The sequence below is a fragment of the Neisseria flavescens genome (assembly GCF_001618065.1).
Lineage (GTDB): Bacteria > Pseudomonadota > Gammaproteobacteria > Burkholderiales > Neisseriaceae > Neisseria > Neisseria flavescens_A.
In genome coordinates this window covers 202853-219345 of record NZ_LAEI01000041.1, presented here as the reverse complement: position 1 = coordinate 219345, position 16493 = coordinate 202853, and the positions used below count along the sequence as shown (strand labels likewise).

General features: G+C 47.5%; 14 protein-coding genes. 10 read left to right on the top strand and 4 right to left on the bottom strand.

Features of this window, described 5'->3' with window-relative positions; all coding sequences use genetic code 11:
- The first annotated feature begins 56 nt into the window (after positions 1-56).
- The 6 genes from TW89_RS06385 to TW89_RS06360 all read left to right on the top strand — a co-directional run bounded on the left by TW89_RS06385 (position 57) and on the right by TW89_RS06360 (position 4935).
- Complete coding sequence (locus TW89_RS06385) at positions 57-335, top strand: hypothetical protein (protein ID WP_036472918.1); 279 nt, start codon at positions 57-59, stop codon at positions 333-335.
- A gap of 121 nt (positions 336-456) precedes the next feature.
- Positions 457-771, top strand: a complete 315-nt coding sequence (locus TW89_RS06380) for a DUF1132 family protein (protein ID WP_108700221.1) — start codon at positions 457-459, stop codon at positions 769-771.
- Positions 698-2230 carry an IgG-binding virulence factor TspB family protein gene (locus tag TW89_RS06375; protein ID WP_128580897.1) on the top strand — a complete coding sequence of 511 codons (1533 nt, stop codon included), beginning with the start codon at positions 698-700 and terminating at the stop codon, positions 2228-2230. The genes TW89_RS06380 and TW89_RS06375 overlap by 74 nt, the downstream gene beginning before the upstream one ends.
- Positions 2231-2233: 3 nt before the next feature.
- Positions 2234-2527, top strand: coding sequence for a DUF2523 domain-containing protein (locus tag TW89_RS06370; RefSeq protein WP_049337051.1), 294 nt, complete (start codon positions 2234-2236; stop codon positions 2525-2527).
- On the top strand, positions 2524-3681 hold the full coding sequence (locus TW89_RS06365; protein ID WP_128580896.1) for a zonular occludens toxin family protein: 1158 nt from the start codon (positions 2524-2526) through the stop codon (positions 3679-3681). Before TW89_RS06370 ends, TW89_RS06365 begins: the two co-directional genes overlap by 4 nt.
- Before the next feature lie 297 nt (positions 3682-3978).
- On the top strand, positions 3979-4935 hold the full coding sequence (locus tag TW89_RS06360; protein WP_128580895.1) for an IS110 family transposase: 957 nt from the start codon (positions 3979-3981) through the stop codon (positions 4933-4935).
- A 135-nt stretch (positions 4936-5070) separates the two neighbouring features.
- Here TW89_RS06360 and prfH read toward each other — a convergent pair whose 3' ends face one another.
- The 3 genes from prfH to pheA form a co-directional block, all read right to left on the bottom strand.
- A complete protein-coding gene (gene prfH, locus TW89_RS06355) occupies positions 5071-5679 on the bottom strand; it encodes a peptide chain release factor H (RefSeq protein WP_128580894.1) in 609 nt (202 codons plus the stop codon).
- 2 nt (positions 5680-5681) lie between these two features.
- Positions 5682-6815: an RNA ligase RtcB family protein gene (locus TW89_RS06350; RefSeq protein ID WP_128580893.1), complete on the bottom strand. Its 1134-nt coding sequence runs from the start codon at positions 6813-6815 to the stop codon at positions 5682-5684.
- 398 nt (positions 6816-7213) lie between these two features.
- Positions 7214-8302, bottom strand: coding sequence for a prephenate dehydratase (gene pheA, locus TW89_RS06345; RefSeq protein WP_049323519.1), 1089 nt, complete (start codon positions 8300-8302; stop codon positions 7214-7216).
- 171 nt (positions 8303-8473) lie between these two features.
- Between pheA and tsaE the strand changes: the two genes are divergently transcribed.
- Complete coding sequence (gene tsaE, locus TW89_RS06340) at positions 8474-8944, top strand: tRNA (adenosine(37)-N6)-threonylcarbamoyltransferase complex ATPase subunit type 1 TsaE (protein WP_063076419.1); 471 nt, start codon at positions 8474-8476, stop codon at positions 8942-8944.
- Positions 8932-10179 carry an N-acetylmuramoyl-L-alanine amidase gene (locus tag TW89_RS06335; protein WP_128580892.1) on the top strand — a complete coding sequence of 416 codons (1248 nt, stop codon included), beginning with the start codon at positions 8932-8934 and terminating at the stop codon, positions 10177-10179. Before tsaE ends, TW89_RS06335 begins: the two co-directional genes overlap by 13 nt.
- Before the next feature lie 65 nt (positions 10180-10244).
- Here TW89_RS06335 and TW89_RS06330 read toward each other — a convergent pair whose 3' ends face one another.
- The gene (locus tag TW89_RS06330; RefSeq protein WP_128580891.1) at positions 10245-10856 is read right to left on the bottom strand and encodes a DUF4230 domain-containing protein; all 612 of its coding nucleotides are present in this window, start codon (positions 10854-10856) and stop codon (positions 10245-10247) included.
- A 190-nt stretch (positions 10857-11046) separates the two neighbouring features.
- On the opposite strand from TW89_RS06330, the gene ribBA reads away from it, so the two are divergent.
- Complete coding sequence (ribBA, locus tag TW89_RS06325) at positions 11047-12387, top strand: bifunctional 3,4-dihydroxy-2-butanone-4-phosphate synthase/GTP cyclohydrolase II (RefSeq protein ID WP_128580890.1); 1341 nt, start codon at positions 11047-11049, stop codon at positions 12385-12387.
- Positions 12388-12641: 254 nt separating this feature from the next.
- Positions 12642-16274, top strand: a complete 3633-nt coding sequence (gene tdfG / locus TW89_RS06320) for a TonB-dependent receptor TdfG (RefSeq protein WP_283114668.1) — start codon at positions 12642-12644, stop codon at positions 16272-16274.
- Positions 16275-16493 lie beyond the last annotated feature (219 nt).

Sequence of the window (16493 nt, the reverse complement as noted above, 5' to 3'; positions counted from 1 at the left end):
GTTTCAGACGACCCCTTAAAGGTCGTCTGAATACTAATTGACATGAGTATTTAATAATGGGCTACCAAGTCGGAAATAATTGTTACGCAACCCGTCAGGATGCCGAAAACGTCTATTTCAGTTTAGTGCCTCCCAAAATTGGCGATGATGGAAAGCTTTATCAGCTTAATTTTACAAAGTTTGGCTGGAAATATGGGGAACAGATTTTAAAAGCTGAATTGCCAGAATGTAACCCGATAGACAGCATGAAAGACGGTTCGTATATAGGCTGGTCAGTAGTTGCCATCATGGCAGCAGTTTGGGGTATCAGGTTGATATGGCAGAAATTGAGGTAGCACCATGATGGATTTTTATTTTTATCTTGGTGTGTTTGTTCCGGTCGTAGTGGGCTGGATGATTTTTAAATGACGTGGCTATATAATCTAACTTTCAGCAATCATTACGAAAGTTAGCATTATGAAACCGTTTATTACAGAAGCCCAATTGGCACTTTTTAAATATCAAGCAGGCGGAAAATATTTTAATTGCCCAATGTCGTATATAGCTCAGCAGGAATTTTTAGAGTTCTCAAGAAATAATTGTACTGAAGATTTAATTTTTTATTTTTCTCATTTTTGGAATCGTGAAATAAAAAAAGATATTTGGGAAATTTCTTTTTCTGATAATTCCTCGCTTTTAATTAGAAAAGTTTTTAAAAATGGGAAAATTATATTTCAATCAAAATCAACTGATTCGACTGATAATTCTGATTTTGATGTCATTTTTAGTTAAAAATTCTTACGCAGAATGGAAAGCTGGCCCTCCATTTCCCGGATCTAATGGAACTGTCCGTCCATTATATGATTCGTCTAAAGTTAATTTAAATCCTAATACTATGTATAAGACAGATACAGGTCATTATGGGTTTAAAACAACTATAAGCCAAACTATAGAACATGTTCCGACTGGTGCAACGCGCGCTGGCGTACCTACAATTTTTGAAGCCCAAGTATCCCGAAAAGCCGTCCTATCAGGCGCATTTAACTTGGTAAAAAGAGGCGCAGCATTAGGAACACGTTTAAGCGGTTGGGGTACTGCTGCATATTTTGCCTACGAAGCATATCAAGCTGTTAAATCACCACTAGATTCTGAAGGATATGAATATAAAAAAGAAAGTAATGAATTTTATAAATTATTTAATGATTCATTGTGTTATTCGAACTCAAGAACACATATTGATTCTTGCATAGGGGTTGATTCATCTGTTATTAAAGCTTTAGAAAAAAGTGGAGATTCTCAAAAATCTGCACGAAATCTATTAGAAATGCAAGTTTCTACCGAATTTCAAAAAATTCTTCCCAATATAATCGAAAAGACACCTGCATATAAAGGAGCTTTTTTTAAAACCTGTGAATTTTTCGATCCTGGCGTATCTTGTTTAATTAGTACAGGTACTAGATTTTATTATGCGCCCAAACATGGCTTTAGAAGCGAAGTTTTGACAGAAGAAAAATTCCTACAAATCGCTACCCCTTCAATAGATAGCAACCCTACGCCATTCGTAGAAGGCACAGGCAAACCTGAATATAAAGAAAAAGTATCAGTCCCTGCCGGAACAGTAGTAACCATTGGCCCTGTCACTCCCGAAAATGGCAAGCCTGTGCAAATTACCATTACTTTCGGCCAAGATTCAAATGGCAATACAACGGCAAATGTTGCAACAACACAGCGTCCTGATTTGACACCGGGCGGATCTGAAGCACCCAATACAAAGCCTGATCCAGATCCTGCGCCTAATCCTGATGGAAAGCCTGATAAAAAGCCGGATGATAAACCCGATTCCGATGATAAGCCTGATAAACGTCCAGATGATAAACCTGATCCGGATGATGATCCATCTAATAAAGACAAAAGAAAAGAAGATAAAAAAGATGACAAGAAAGAAGAATCCAAAGGGTTACTCTGTAATATTTTCCCTGACATATTAGCTTGTTCAGAAAAAGGCGATGTAGAGGAACAAGAAGAACCTTTCAAAATTCCTCATACAAATAACGATACAACATTTAGCCCTGATTTCTTCCTACCCGATAATGGTGTTTGCCCTGCTCCAAGAACTGCAACCTATTTGGGCATAACCATGGAATTTAAATATGACATGATTTGTAATTTTGCCGAAATGATCCGATTCCTTGTGATTGGTATCGCTGCGGTAGCAGCAGCATATATCATGTTTTCAAGTAGAAAGGATTAAAGCATGAAAGCTGCGTTTTTCGCCATATTACAAAGACTATTAACCTATATTGTTGCAAAAGTATTTATTGCCCTTGGCATTAGTTTTGTAACTTATACAGGTTTTACAGTTGGATTAGGTTTTATAAAAGATTACGTAAAAAATCAGTTCAACTCAATGCCATCAGACATACTTCAAATTGTCATGATGGCAGGTTTCGGCCATGCATTAGGCCTGATATTTGGTGCATTTGCATTTAACGTTGCCATGCAAAGTATTAGCAAACTGTCATTTATTCCAGGGGGAAAAGCTAAATGATTATTTTACAAACTGGAGTACCGGGTAGCGGAAAAACTAGCTCTGTCGTCAATATGCTGATGACAGACGAAAGCTACACACATTTTACTGATAAAGACGGTGTAAAGAAAAAACGCCCTCTCTTTGTTAACGGTATTCCTGAATTGAAGATAGAACATGAAGAACTTACAGATGAACAAATTAAAGAAAAGCCATTTCAAGATTTTCTCCCTTATGGCTCTCTTGTCATCATAGACGAAGCACAGCGTTTAATGGGGACTAGATCCGCCGCTTCAAAAGTACCTCCATTTATAGAAGCTTTGGCATTACATCGACACCATGGTTTAGATATCGTGTTAATAACGCAACATCCAAGTTTTCTTGATAGTTTCGTAAGAAAGCTTGTTCAAAGGCATATGCACGTTTCCATTAAGCCAGTGGGACGTAAGCTTTACGAATGGAATGAATGTGTAGATCAGCCTGATAGCAGTGTGAATATTGCTAGGGCAATCGAAAGAACGTTTGTAGTTCCTAAAAAGTCTTTCGGAATGTACAAATCTGCTGAAGTACACACCAAGCCTAAAAGACGTATCCCAAAAAGTCTTATATTTGTAGCCTTGTTTTTACCTTTATTAATTGGTTTTGCCGTTTATACCATCAATGGAATGAGTAAACGATTTAACCAAGAGGAAAAACAACAGACAGCGGCATTGACTTCATCAGATACAACGGATGAAGTCACAACACCGGAAAATAGTACACCGCCTCAACAGACTATGAATAGTAGTTTAAAGCCTGAAGATTTTGTACCTGTTTTAGCTGAAAAACCTGAAAGCAAGCCCATTTATAACAACGTCCGACAGGTCAAAACATTTGAGTACCCTGTTGGCTGTGTCGATGGCGGCAAAAGCGGATGTACCTGTTACTCAAGCCAGGGCACACAGCTGAAAGAAATCACAAAAGCCATGTGCAAAGACTATGTCAAAAACGGCTTGCCATTTAACCCATACAAGGACGAACAACAGGAAGCACAACAGCAACAGACCGCCTATGAGCCTGAAAAAGGGAAAGTGCTTACAATGGGCGGTAAAAGCCCTCAAAACCTGATGTATGACGGCTATGTTGAAGCAGGCGAAACAACAGGATTCCAAAACGGTGCAAAGGTCGGCAGTTAAGAGATATTTATTTAATTGTTGATGTAGCCTAAGCGGAATCAACGGTTAAATAAATATCAATGGGGTGCGGGAACACCCGCCTTTTTGATATTGGGTAAATTAAATTGAAACCTGTAAATCGTTTTAATTAAGACGGTTTACAGGTTTTTGTTTAAGCGCAAAACAAAAGCCTAGACGGTTTAGGCAGTAAAACGTCCAGAGTTAAAAACTGACGAAAAGATATGCCGAACCGTCTAATTACCTTAAAGATTGAATATCATCATAGCCGTTGAAGGCTGAATAAATAAGGAAAATGAAATGAACGTAATAGGGCTGGACATATCGAAAGATACCATAGACGCAACCTTGATTACAGTCAAAGGAGGACAAGACTATATAAAAATAGCCAACAATACAGAAGGATTTGAGAATCTGATTAATTGGATAAAAACAAAACGAATTAGAAAAATTGCCATAAGTATGGAAGCAACAGGCATTTATTACGAACAGGCGGCAGAATATTTGAATGCACTCTATACTGTCTACGTCATCAACCCTCTAAAAATAAAAGAATACGCAAAAAGTCAGTTTAGCCATACCAAAACAGACAAAGCAGATTCAAAACTTATCGCTGAATTTGCAAACCGACACTTAGACAAACTGACACCGTTTAGGCCGTCTGAAAATCCCATACTCTATAAGCTGGTTAATCTGCTGCAACAACTTAAAGAACAGCAAAAAGAAACACAAAACAGATTGCATACCGCAAAAGACATCTACATAAAATCAACCCATGAAGCAATCATAGAACTGCTTGAAGAAAAAATAGATCAGACATCAAAGCGGATAGAAGGCATGATAAAACAGAAAGAAAGTCTAAATATCGAATATCAAAACCTTCAAACCATACCGGCAATAGGAAAAGAAACCGCAGTGATTCTACTGAGACACCTGACAGATAAAAATTTTGAAACAGCGAATAAATTTGTAGCCTTTGCCGGTTTAAGTCCAAAAATTGAACAATCGGGGACAAGTGTCAATAAAAAAGGCAGATTGAGCCGATACGGACACCGACAATTAAAACGCGCCTTGTTTATGCCTGCTCTTGTTGCCTACCGCATGAATGCATTTCCTCAACTTGTCAGAAATTTAGAAGCGGCAAAAAAGCCTAAGATGATAATCATCGTTGCACTAATGCGGAAATTGGCAAAAATCGCCTTTTATATACACAAGACTAAAAAGCCGTTTGATAAAGCGCGACATCAGACTGTTTAACGAATTTATACAAAACAAAACGGCTGTAAAAACAGCCGTTCCTTGTCGTTTCCGTTGAAAATGCAATAACTAAATACCTATTAAAAACAGAAACATAAGAAATTAACTTATTTTAATAATTGACAGGTCAATATATCATCTTTTCGGATTGCCGCGCTCAACTTGATAGAGTTGCGCGTGCTGCTCCTGCGCAAAATTTCCTACCTGTCCGGCATGATGCTCCGCCAACTTTTGCGCCAATAACATGACCGCCAATTTTTTATTGGCATGCTGGCTGCGTTCGCTCTCAACCCGCACAGAAATGCCGCTTTCTTTATGGGTAGCGCGGACGGCACTTTCGGTTTTATTGACGTGTTGCCCACCCTTGCCGCCAGAACGGCAGGTTTGAAACTCGATTCCGTTTTCAGACGGCATTTCATACATCTGCGGCATATCGGGTAAACGGAAAACGCCTATATACCAATTTTTGCGTGGATGTTTCGGGCGGATAGGGCTGGGGCATATCCATTGGAGCGTTCCCTGCCAAGCTTGCGCCAAACTTTCGGCTTTCTGCCCTTCCAATTTGAGCGTCGCCGACAAAATACCGTGCTTATCAGAGGTTTCGGTAACAAGTTCGGCATCAATGCCTTTTGCTTGAGCTTCGGCAAGCAGCTTGCCCAAAACGAAACGGGCAAATATACGGCACTCTGCGGGCCCTTGCGCGGTGGAAATTTGTAGATAAATCGCTGGTGTATTCTGTTTCATCTTTACGCTCCACACTCGCCGCCGGTTTTATAAGTTAAAACAGGCTTGAACCGCGCGACCAATTCAATCAAACCAGCGTTTTTCATGGCAGTAATAACGCTGTCGATGCTTTTATAAGCCTGCGGCGCTTCTTCAAAAATCAGTGCCTTATCCTGACAAACGACTACGCTGCCAAATTCGGTCTGGCGCAGGCTGTCGGCAGTATATTTGTGCGACAGCCTGCCTTTACATTCGCCGCGCTGCCATTTCCGACCTGCGCCGTGAGCCAATGTGTTCAACGAAATTTGGCAGTCTTCGGCAGGTCGGACCAGATAGCTGTAATCGCCGCGCGAGCCGGGTATCATGACCAAGCCTTTATCGGTGGGCGTTGCGCCTTTTCGGTGCAGCCAACCGGTTGTGCCGTCAATCTCGGTTTGTTCCAAAAAATTATGATGGACATCGAGCAGGCATGTTCCTTCTGAGCGCCAACGGTCGAGCATTCTGGCTGCAATCAAACGGCGGTTAAGGCTGGCAAATTCCAGGGCTGCTTGGTGTTCGGCAAGATAGGCTGCCGCCGCTTCGCCCTCTTCCGCCAAACCTTGATGCCCAAAGGCGGCAATATGGAGTTGCAAAATCTGCTGACCCAATCCTCGCGAACCGCTATGCACCAACAGTTGCAGATGGTTTTCATCAAAATCTGTCGGAAGCAAATCGGTGCGATATACGGTATCAACGGTTTGCAACTCGGCAAAATGGTTGCCACCGCCAATCGTGCCTACGGCAAGGCCGTCTGAAAATTGGCGCATATCAACAGCGTCGCCTAATAAATCGACCTGTTCGTCTTTGTCCAACGGCATATCGATATTGCCCAGCTGTTTGGCGAGTTTGGCCGGTTTGAGTTTGGCTGCACGCAAATCGGTCTGCCAAAACGCCATACCGCAACCGATGTCGTTCCCAATCAGGGCAGGATAAAAATGACGGTCGCTGAAAAATGCCGCACCAACCGGATAACCGCGCCCTGCGTGTAAATCCGGCATTCCGGCAACGCGCAGCATATGCGGTAATCGGGCGGTGGTTTCGAGCTGAGCGACAGCGTTGCCTTCAATCCATGTATTTGAATCGGCAATAATTTGAACATGATGGGGATAATTGCCCATGTGTTTATGCTTTCTTTAAAACGGATAGAAACCGTCAACAGATGACAATAGGTATCCACCGTCTGCGAAATGTTCAGACGGCCTGGTTTCTAGCCGATAATCGTAGGGAAAGCAGCCCGAAGCGGGCGACATGGAATGCGAAAAGCGTTATCCGAAAGTCAGACCGACGCTTGGGCTGCAAAGAATGTGATTGAGCGGATTGAAGTATTGCATGTCATGGCTTGCTCCTTTCTTTGCATGAAAATATTAAAAACGTTCGGATTATAGAGTGTTCATTTCCAATCATGCAAACTTACTGACATTAATCTGCCAATAATGTTGCATAAATGGCAACTTATTGAGAACATAATTTAGGCCGTCTGAAAACTTTTCAGACGGCCTTTGATACCCAATAATCCTTACAAAACAACGGTCGGATAAGAGCCGACAACTTTCACGAAGGAAGCGCGTTCACCCAAAAGCTGCAAGGCTTTTTGGACATTTTCATCGCTTTGATGGCCTTCGATATCAATGAAGAACAGGTATTCCCACAAAACCGATTTGCTTGGACGGCTTTCAAATTTGGTCATGGAAATGCCCAACTCGGTGAAAGGTTGCAGCAAAGAAGTAACGGCACCGGCACGGTTGGGTGCGGAGACGACCAAAGAGGTTTTGTCGTTGCCGCTGCGGCCGGTTTCTTGATGACCCATCACCAAGAAGCGCGTGGTGTTGTTCGGTTCGTCTTCGATACACTCGGCGGCAAAGCTCAACTGATAAATTTCCGCGGCAATACGTCCGGCAATGGCGGCCACATTCGGGCTGTCAGATTCGGCAACCAGACGCGCTGCTTCTGCATTGCTGGCTACTGCGATACGTTCCGCATTGGGCAGGTTGCGGCCAAGCCAGTCGTTGCATTGTGCCAAGGCTTGGGCATGGGCGAAAACTTTGGTAATGCCGCCAATTTCGTGGCTGTCTTTACGCAACAGGTTGTGATGGATGCGGACAACCACTTCGCCGCAGGCTTTCAAAGCGGTTACAGCCAACAAGTCCAAAGTGCGCCCCACTGAGCCTTCGGTCGAATTTTCTACCGGCGCCACCAAATAATCGGCTTGGCGCGTTTCAACTTGTTTGAAGCAGTTGTCGATGGTGGTACACGCCATGGTGTGTGCGGCGTGGCCGAAATGTTTAATGGCGGCTTGCTGGGTAAATGTCCCCTTCGGGCCCAAATAGGCAATCGTCAGCGGACGCTCTACCGCCAAACATTCGCTCATAATCTCGCGAAACAGCCGGGTGACCGATTCGTCCGGCAAAGGGCCGCGGTTCAAATCCTGAATCCGGCGCAAAACGGCCACTTCCCGTTCAGGACGGTACACTGCGCCTGTCCCTTTCAATTCGCCGATAGCATGCGCATGACCAGCGCGCTCGTTGAGCAAACGGAGGATTTCCGCATCAATGCTGTCGATGGCATTGCGGTGCGGCAATAATTGTTCGTCTATGGATAAAGGCATAAGCTGTCTCGCAATTTTGTGAGGGATATTTTCATTTTAACATTAAAGGCCGTCTGAATTCCGTTTTCAGACGGCCTCAACACTATCTTTATCTAACTTTATCGTCTATCAGGTTTGCAAACGCCGCCAATTCCATCATAATTAAGCCTTTTGAACGACAAGGCCTATTCCATGCACTCAAACGGACTGTACACCCGTTTTCTGCCCGATGAAGAAGCAACCCTGAAACTGGGTGAAGAATGGAGCAAGCAGCTTTCCGCTCCGCTGACCATCTATCTTGAAGGCGGGCTGGGTGCAGGCAAAACCACGCTGACACGCGGGATTTTGCGCGGACTGGGGCATACGGGCGCAGTCAAAAGCCCGACTTACACCATTGTCGAATCTTATCCGCTGGATACATTCACCCTCCACCATTTCGACCTCTACCGCTTTACCATGCCCGAGGAATGGGAAGATGCCGGTTTGGACGAATTGTTTGCGCCCGACAGCATCTGCCTCATCGAATGGCCGCAGCAAGGTGGAGAATTCACGCCTCCGGCAGACATTACCATTACATTGACGTACACCGATAAGGGCAGAACCTGCACCTTTTCCGCCCACACAAACCAAGGCCGAAAAAGTTTAGAATCATGGTCAAATTAACTAGAAGACACATTCTCCGTCAAGGCACAGGACTATTTCTCACCCTCACGCCCGTTGGTGACGCATTGGCCAAACCGGCCTCTCCTGCGCAATTTCTTGCCGTCCGCATTTGGCCGGCGAACGCCTACACACGCGTTACCCTTGAGAGCAACCACTCGATGAAATACCAACATTTTATGTTGGACAACCCCAGCCGGTTGGTTGTGGATATTCAAGGAGCGGAAATCAACAGCGTCCTGCAAGGCATTTCCAGCAAAGTGCTGTCTAACGACCCTTTTATCCGCAGCATTCGTGCTGGTCAAAATACGCCCAATACCGTGCGTATCGTCATCGACCTCAAACAAAGCACCCATCCGCAAGTCTTTGCACTCGCCCCCGTCGGCAACTTCAGAAACCGCTTGGTTATCGACCTTTATCCGCACGGCGCAGATGCCAACGACCCGATGATGGCCTTGCTCAACGGCAATGTTCCCAAACAACGTCAAAATACCAATATCGCATACGACGCCCCTGCCCCTAAAAACAATCGCGGCAGCGGTGGCAACCGCCGTCCCGTGATTATGATCGACCCCGGTCACGGTGGCGAAGACCCCGGCGCAATCGGCCCGAGCGGCCTCAAAGAAAAAAACGTCGTACTCTCCATTGCCCGCGAAACCAAAAAACGCCTCGAAGCCTTGGGTTACAACGTATTTATGACACGCAACGAAGACATCTTTATCCCATTGGGCGTACGCGTTGCCAAAGGCCGTGCGCGCAATGCCGACGTATTCGTATCCATCCACGCCGATGCCTTTACCAGCCCGTCCGCTCGCGGTACCGGCGTATATATGCTCAATACCAAAGGCGCGACCAGCTCGGCGGCAAAATTCCTTGCCCAAACCCAAAACAACGCCGACGCCATCGGCGGCGTACAAACCAGCGGCAACCCTAATGTCGACAACGCTATTTTAGACATGACCCAAACCGCGACCCTGCGCGACAGCCGCAAGCTCGGCCATTCCGTCTTGACCGAATTGGGCAAACTCAACCAATTACACAAAGGCCGCGTTGACGAAGCCAACTTCGCTGTCCTCCGTGCGCCAGATGTTCCGTCTATTTTGGTGGAAACCGCCTTCCTCTCCAACCCTACCGAAGAGCGGCTGCTCGGCAGCGAATCATTCCGCCAACAATGCGCCCAAGCCATTGCCACCGGTATTCAAAAATACATCAATACCGCCGTTTTACGACGCGGATAATGGCTTTATGAAATAAAGGCCGTCTGAAAAATTTTCAGACGGCCTTATCTTTTCAAGCAATCTATTTAACCGCATTTCCCTATCGCAGCCGGATAGACGGACACCTTCGTCTGAGTCAATGCAAACAGGTTTTCCAACTGCATTTGCGCCTGACGATTGGCATGTTCCAAAATCTCAGCCTTACACGCGCTTTGCAATACCTGCCGTCTCGCCTCTTCCTGCACCGTCTTAAATACCGACTTATCCATAGGCAGCAAATTAAACGAGCCGGTCTGAATATCGTACACTTCGATATTTTCCAAATCCACGCTCAAGATTTCCACCGCCGGCAGGCTGATCAATACCTTGTCGTCCACAATATTAACATTGTCTGCGCCTAATTTGTCCAAATCCAAACCGGCCAACACCTTACCGCGCACAATAAAAATACCGCTTTGCGAATCCTGCCACAGCCTGCGCCAATCCCCTTTTTTCTCCGTACGGATAATCGTATCGATATAAAATGCCGTACTTTCCAAGCGGTTCATCTGCTTAATCTGCATCAAAACCCCCTCACGGGACAAAACCTGATGTTCTTCGTTCTGACCATGCAGGGCATAAAACCAGCCGCCTGCAGCCGTCAGCGCACACAACACCAGCACGACCAATCCGCGCCCAAACATTTTCATTTCAAACATCCCCCGTTAAAATAATCATCAAAACATTCCCCATATTCTCCCAAAACCATCAATTTCAAGCCATATTCAGGCCGTCTGAAACAATAAATTTCATTACCAAAAAGTAATAAAAAAATCCCCGCAAACAAAGTTTGCCTTTTGGTAAAGACAAGACTACAATCCATTACACACAATTCAACTTCATCCCATCATGAATACCACCGACCTGCGCCGCCACAACCTGCGGCAATGGATAACACAACACCACAACGGCCAGCAGACCAAGTTTGCCCAAGCCATCGCCATCAACCAAGGCGAGCTGTCCGCCCTGCTGAAAAATAAATCTTTCGGCGAGAAAAAAGCCCGAAAAATCGAGCAGGCAGCCAATATGCCTGACATGTGGCTGGATCAAGACCACCAAGACCGCCACGCCCCCACCATCAGCCAAGAAAGAAATACCATGTCCCACATCTCCACCATCCCCGAAATCTTAGCAGACATCAAAGCCGGCAAAATGGTCATCATCACCGATGCTGAAGACCGCGAAAACGAAGGCGACTTGCTGATGGCCGCCCAATTCGTTACCCCCGAAGCCATCAACTTCATGATCAAAAACGCACGCGGCCTGGTCTGCCTGCCGATGGACGGCGAAATGGTCGAAAAACTCGGCCTGCCCATGATGACCCAGAAAAACGGTGCACAATACGGCACCAACTTTACCGTCTCCATCGAAGCCGCCCACGGCATTACCACCGGCATTTCCGCCGCCGACCGCGCCCTGACCATTCAAACCGCCGTTTCCCCATCCGCCAAACCTGAAGACATCGTCCAACCCGGCCACATCTTCCCACTGCGCGCCCAAAAAGGCGGCGTACTCGTCCGCGCCGGACACACCGAAGCCGGCGTCGATCTGGCACAAATGAACGGACTCATCCCCGCCGCCGTCATCTGCGAAATCATCAACGACGACGGCACCATGGCGCGCATGCCCGAACTGATGAAGTTCGCCGAAGAACACAATCTCAAAATCGGCACCATTACCGACCTCATCGAATACCGCAGCCGTACCGAAAGCCTGCTCGAAGACATGGGCAACTCACCCGTACAAACCCCATGGGGCGAGTTCCAACAACACGTTTACGTCGACAAACTCTCCGGCGAAACCCACCTCGCCCTCGTCAAAGGCACACCTTCCGCCGACGAAGAAACCCTCGTCCGCGTCCACGAGCCCTTCAGCGTGATGGACTTCATCCAAGCCAATCCGCGCCATTCATGGTCACTGCCTAAAGCCCTTGAGCGCATCCAACAAGCCGAAAGCGGCGTAGTCATCCTCCTGCACCGTACCGAAGACGGCGCCACCCTGCTCGACCGCACCCTGCCCAAAGGCGCAAACCAAGCCTACAAATGGGACAGCAAAAGCTACGGCATAGGCGCACAAATCCTCGCCGGCCTCAACGTCAAAAAACTGCGCGTCCTCGGCCAGCCGTCATCCTTCACCGGCCTCACCGGCTTCGGCCTCGAAGTCGTCGGCTTTGAAGAAGCTGAAAAATAATCTTGCTTGATTAACTCTCAAAGCAAATGAAACAAAAGGCCGTCTGAAAGTTTTCAGACGGCCTTTTCATATCTCTATTTATCTGAATATTATCCAAACAAAATTATGATAAAAACAGCTATTTATTAGATTATTTCAATAATGATAAGAATAATCAATTATTATATAAATATTAATAATATTTAAAAATTTTATATTTTTTATATAAAAGAGTATTTTAACCTCTTATATTAAGTTCTTAACAAAGAGAAACTATGTCTGCTTTTACTCCCAAACCCAAAATAATCATTCTCAGCCTTGCCAGCGCATTCAGCACATTAACCGTTGCCAATGTCATCGAAACCTCAGCTCAACCCGAACAATACCAAGAATTGGATACCGTTGTTGTCAGTGGCAAACGTACCAACGACCAAAAAAGGCGCGGACGATGTGTATTCAAAAACGTCTCCAACGCCTATGTTGGCAAAGAATACCTCGAACGCTACCGCGTCCAATCCGCCGGCGACGTACTCAAAGGCCTAAACGGCGTGTACAACATGAACACCCGCACCGCCGGCGGCGCGATTACGCCCAATATACGCGGCATCACCGGCAAGGGCCGTATCCCCGTAACACTAGACGGCACGGAGCAGACGGTCGATGTCTGGCTCAACAACTACGGTGTGGGCGACCGCAACTACCTCGACCCCGCCCTGTTCCGCAGCATCGCAGTGGAAAAAAGCCCCGCCATGACGCGCGGCGTGAAATCAGGCGTGGGCGGTGCGATGTCCATCCGTACCATCGAACCCGCCGACATCATCCCCGAAGGCAAAAACTGGGGAATCGAAGTCAAAACCGAGTTTTCCGGCAACACCGTGGCGCAGAAAAACGACTTGCGCCAATTCTTAGGCCGCGACTACCGCACCCTCTCGCCTATAGGCGCAACGGCGGACGGGGTATCGGGTATGCCCGATGTATTGACCGGCTATACCGGCAAACCTTCCCCCACCGCCCTGTTGTTGGACGAAGGCATAGCGGGTACGAAGTATGCGGGTGGCAAAAGCCACACCAACTTCAAAGACGACAGGCAGTTGATGTTGTCCGCCGCCTTCAAAACCGACATTACAGACGGCCTTGCCGCATACAGCCACCGCCAAAAGGGCAACTACTACGCGGGTAAACGCGGCTATCAAAGCTACCTCAACAACCCCATTTACGGTGCGGATGCCTGTTACGACCAGTATCCTGACAAATCATGGCGGGAAAAAGACATGCTCTGCAAATCTTCCGCCAGCCTGGTGCCGAATATGGCCGTCCTGTTCCGGCCGGGCGAAGAAATTATGAACAGCCACACCGACACCAAAACCCTGCTGCTGAAAAACAACTGGTATCTGCCGGGCAACCAAAAAATCAGCCTGCAATATATGGACAACAAAATCGGCTTCGGCGAAATCAACCCCCTGATAACGGCATGGATACTCGGTTTCGCCGAACAATCCCTAGACGAACCTGCGCAGCAGGCACCAGGGATAGGGACGAAAATCGACAGCAAAACCTACAAAATCGGCTACGAATGGAAGCCGCAAAACAACAAATGGATAGACCTTCAAGCCGATATGTGGCGGGTGAAGACCGACAGCAACCGCCATCAGAGCGGCGGCCCCGTCGTCGGCGTCATTACGCCCGACTATGAGTACGACCTTTGGTATTGGTGCAACATACGCAAACAGCCCTCGCCTAACCTGCGGGGGGAAAGCTGCGAAAGCGCGATGGCGTCGAACACCTACGGCTCGGCGCGAACCCACGAAGAAGTGCTGCGCATGATAGAAGACACGCCCGACAAAATCGCCCGCAAGCTGGCAGAACACGATGAAAACAACCGTGCGATTACTGACCGCTGGATGGGGCATACGGGCGGCTACTACGCCATCACGCCCGCCGACAAAAATGTGCTGACCGACCAGACCAACCAAATCGGCAAGCTGATGAATCTGGCCGAACTGAAGCAAAAGCTGAATCAGGAACGCTACTACATCGAACATCCCGACCGCATCATCGTTCCCGGCGCGCGGCAGCGTACCGACGTCGTCCGCAACGGCTTCAACCTCAGCAACCGCTTCCGCCTTTCCGACAAACTCAGCCTCACCCTTGCCGCCGACTACCAGCGCGAAACGCTGGAAGAACGCACCGATACCGCCGACAGCAATGATTTGATGAATACTTTCGGCGTACTGACCCGCATGGCGGCCTTGGGCGGCCCGCAGTCGGCGAAAAAGCGCGAATGGGGCGCGAACCTGGTCTTCGATTGGAAACCGACTTCCCGCCTGAACATACAGGCGGGCGTGCGCTATCAGAACTTCAAAGGACGCAATATCGAACTGGCGCGGCAGCGTGCCGCACGCAACCCCTGGTATCAGTACGGCCTGGGTTCGGACAGCTATGTTACCGGCCTGATGATGCCGTATTTTGAATTGGCGGATGAAGAAGATATTGCCAACCAGCAGCGGATGTTGCAGCTTTATGATCCCGATAGGATCGGGGGTCAGGTTGCAGAATATCAAGCCCTTAACCGCCGTTTTAAGGAAAAAAATGGTTACGATTTTGATCCGCATGATACTCTCGTTGGTCAGGATACTCGGTTTTACGCCAAATCTGATGGAAATTTTGTTCAGTATGCGGACGGCAATAAAAATACCGATGTACTATATGTACTGCGCCGCAAACAGATCATTCCAATGAATGCAGGAAAATTTGCCCCCGACAAAGTACAAATTACGCCGGAAATGTACCGCGAGAGAGTAAACAACCCGCAAGGAAAACGCGGCAGCTACCGCCGTTATATTCCCGGATCACATATAGGCATAACACCCGGTTCGGTAAGCGAAACAACGGACCGTATGGCCAATGAAAACCAACTACCATCAAAAACCGGCAATGATCAAGCACTGGAATTCAATAGCGACCTAAACCGTACCGCTTGGATCCGGCATCAATTCAGCGAAGCCGAACGCTGGCGCATGCCGCAGGAGCAGCACGCGTATTCCTGGTCGCCCATGCTGTCGGTCAGCTACGATATTGCCGACAACCACCGCCTCTTCGCCCGCTATGCCCGCATGAGCCGCTTTCCCAGCCTCTACGAACTGACCGCCGCCACCGGCAGCGGCGGTCTGTACGGCAGCGAGACCGTGGCCGAATACAGCCTGAAGCCGGAAAAAAGCACCAACTGGGAAGTAGGCTACAATTTCAATTTCGCCCCGCATTTCGCCAAACTGCGCCAAGGCGACCTCCGCCTCACCTACTACAGCAATAAAATCAAAAACCAAATCGACACCTCGAATATGGACGGCGGCATGATCCAATACGACAAGGCAATCAGCAAGGGGGTAGAACTGCAAATCCGCCTAGACAATGGTCGCTTCTTCGCCTCCTTCGGCGGCACTTACCGTTTGAAACATATGGTATGCGACAAGGGCATCGCCTTCAAATTCGACTATTACCTGCAACGCGTACCCGAATGCCTTGAAGGCGGCTTCGGCCTCAGCCGCTTCTTCCAGTCCCTGCAGCCCAAATATTCGCTTACCCTTGATGTAGGCACGCGCTTCTTCAACGAAAAACTGGAATTGGGCATGCGCGCCATCCACCACAGCAAGGCGGAGCGGAAAAACTACGATAAGCTGATTGCCGACGGCGCGGGGCAGGTGTATGAGCGTAACGGCAAACCCTACGGCTGGCACGCCGCCACCCTGCTTGATGCCTATGCCCGCTACCGCATAGGGAAACATATAGACTTGAATTTCGGCGTTACCAACCTCGCCAACCGCTATTATCTAGACCCGATGTCCAGCACCCCTGTCCCGGCCCGGGCAGGACGGTTACCTTCGGCATCAAGGGCAGGTTTTAAGGCTTGACTGTATCCTATGCAGCCGATGGGCAGGAATCTGCCCGTCGGCTACAGCCTGTTACCGTTACTATAATATTTGTATTTCTTAGATGATAATGCAATGATATTAAAAATAAAATATTGACAAATGCAATCCGCACTTTATATTTGATAATGAGTTTTAATTAGATTTATATTTTTATTTATATTAATATGCGCCCTATCGGTAACACCCGATACACCTTGC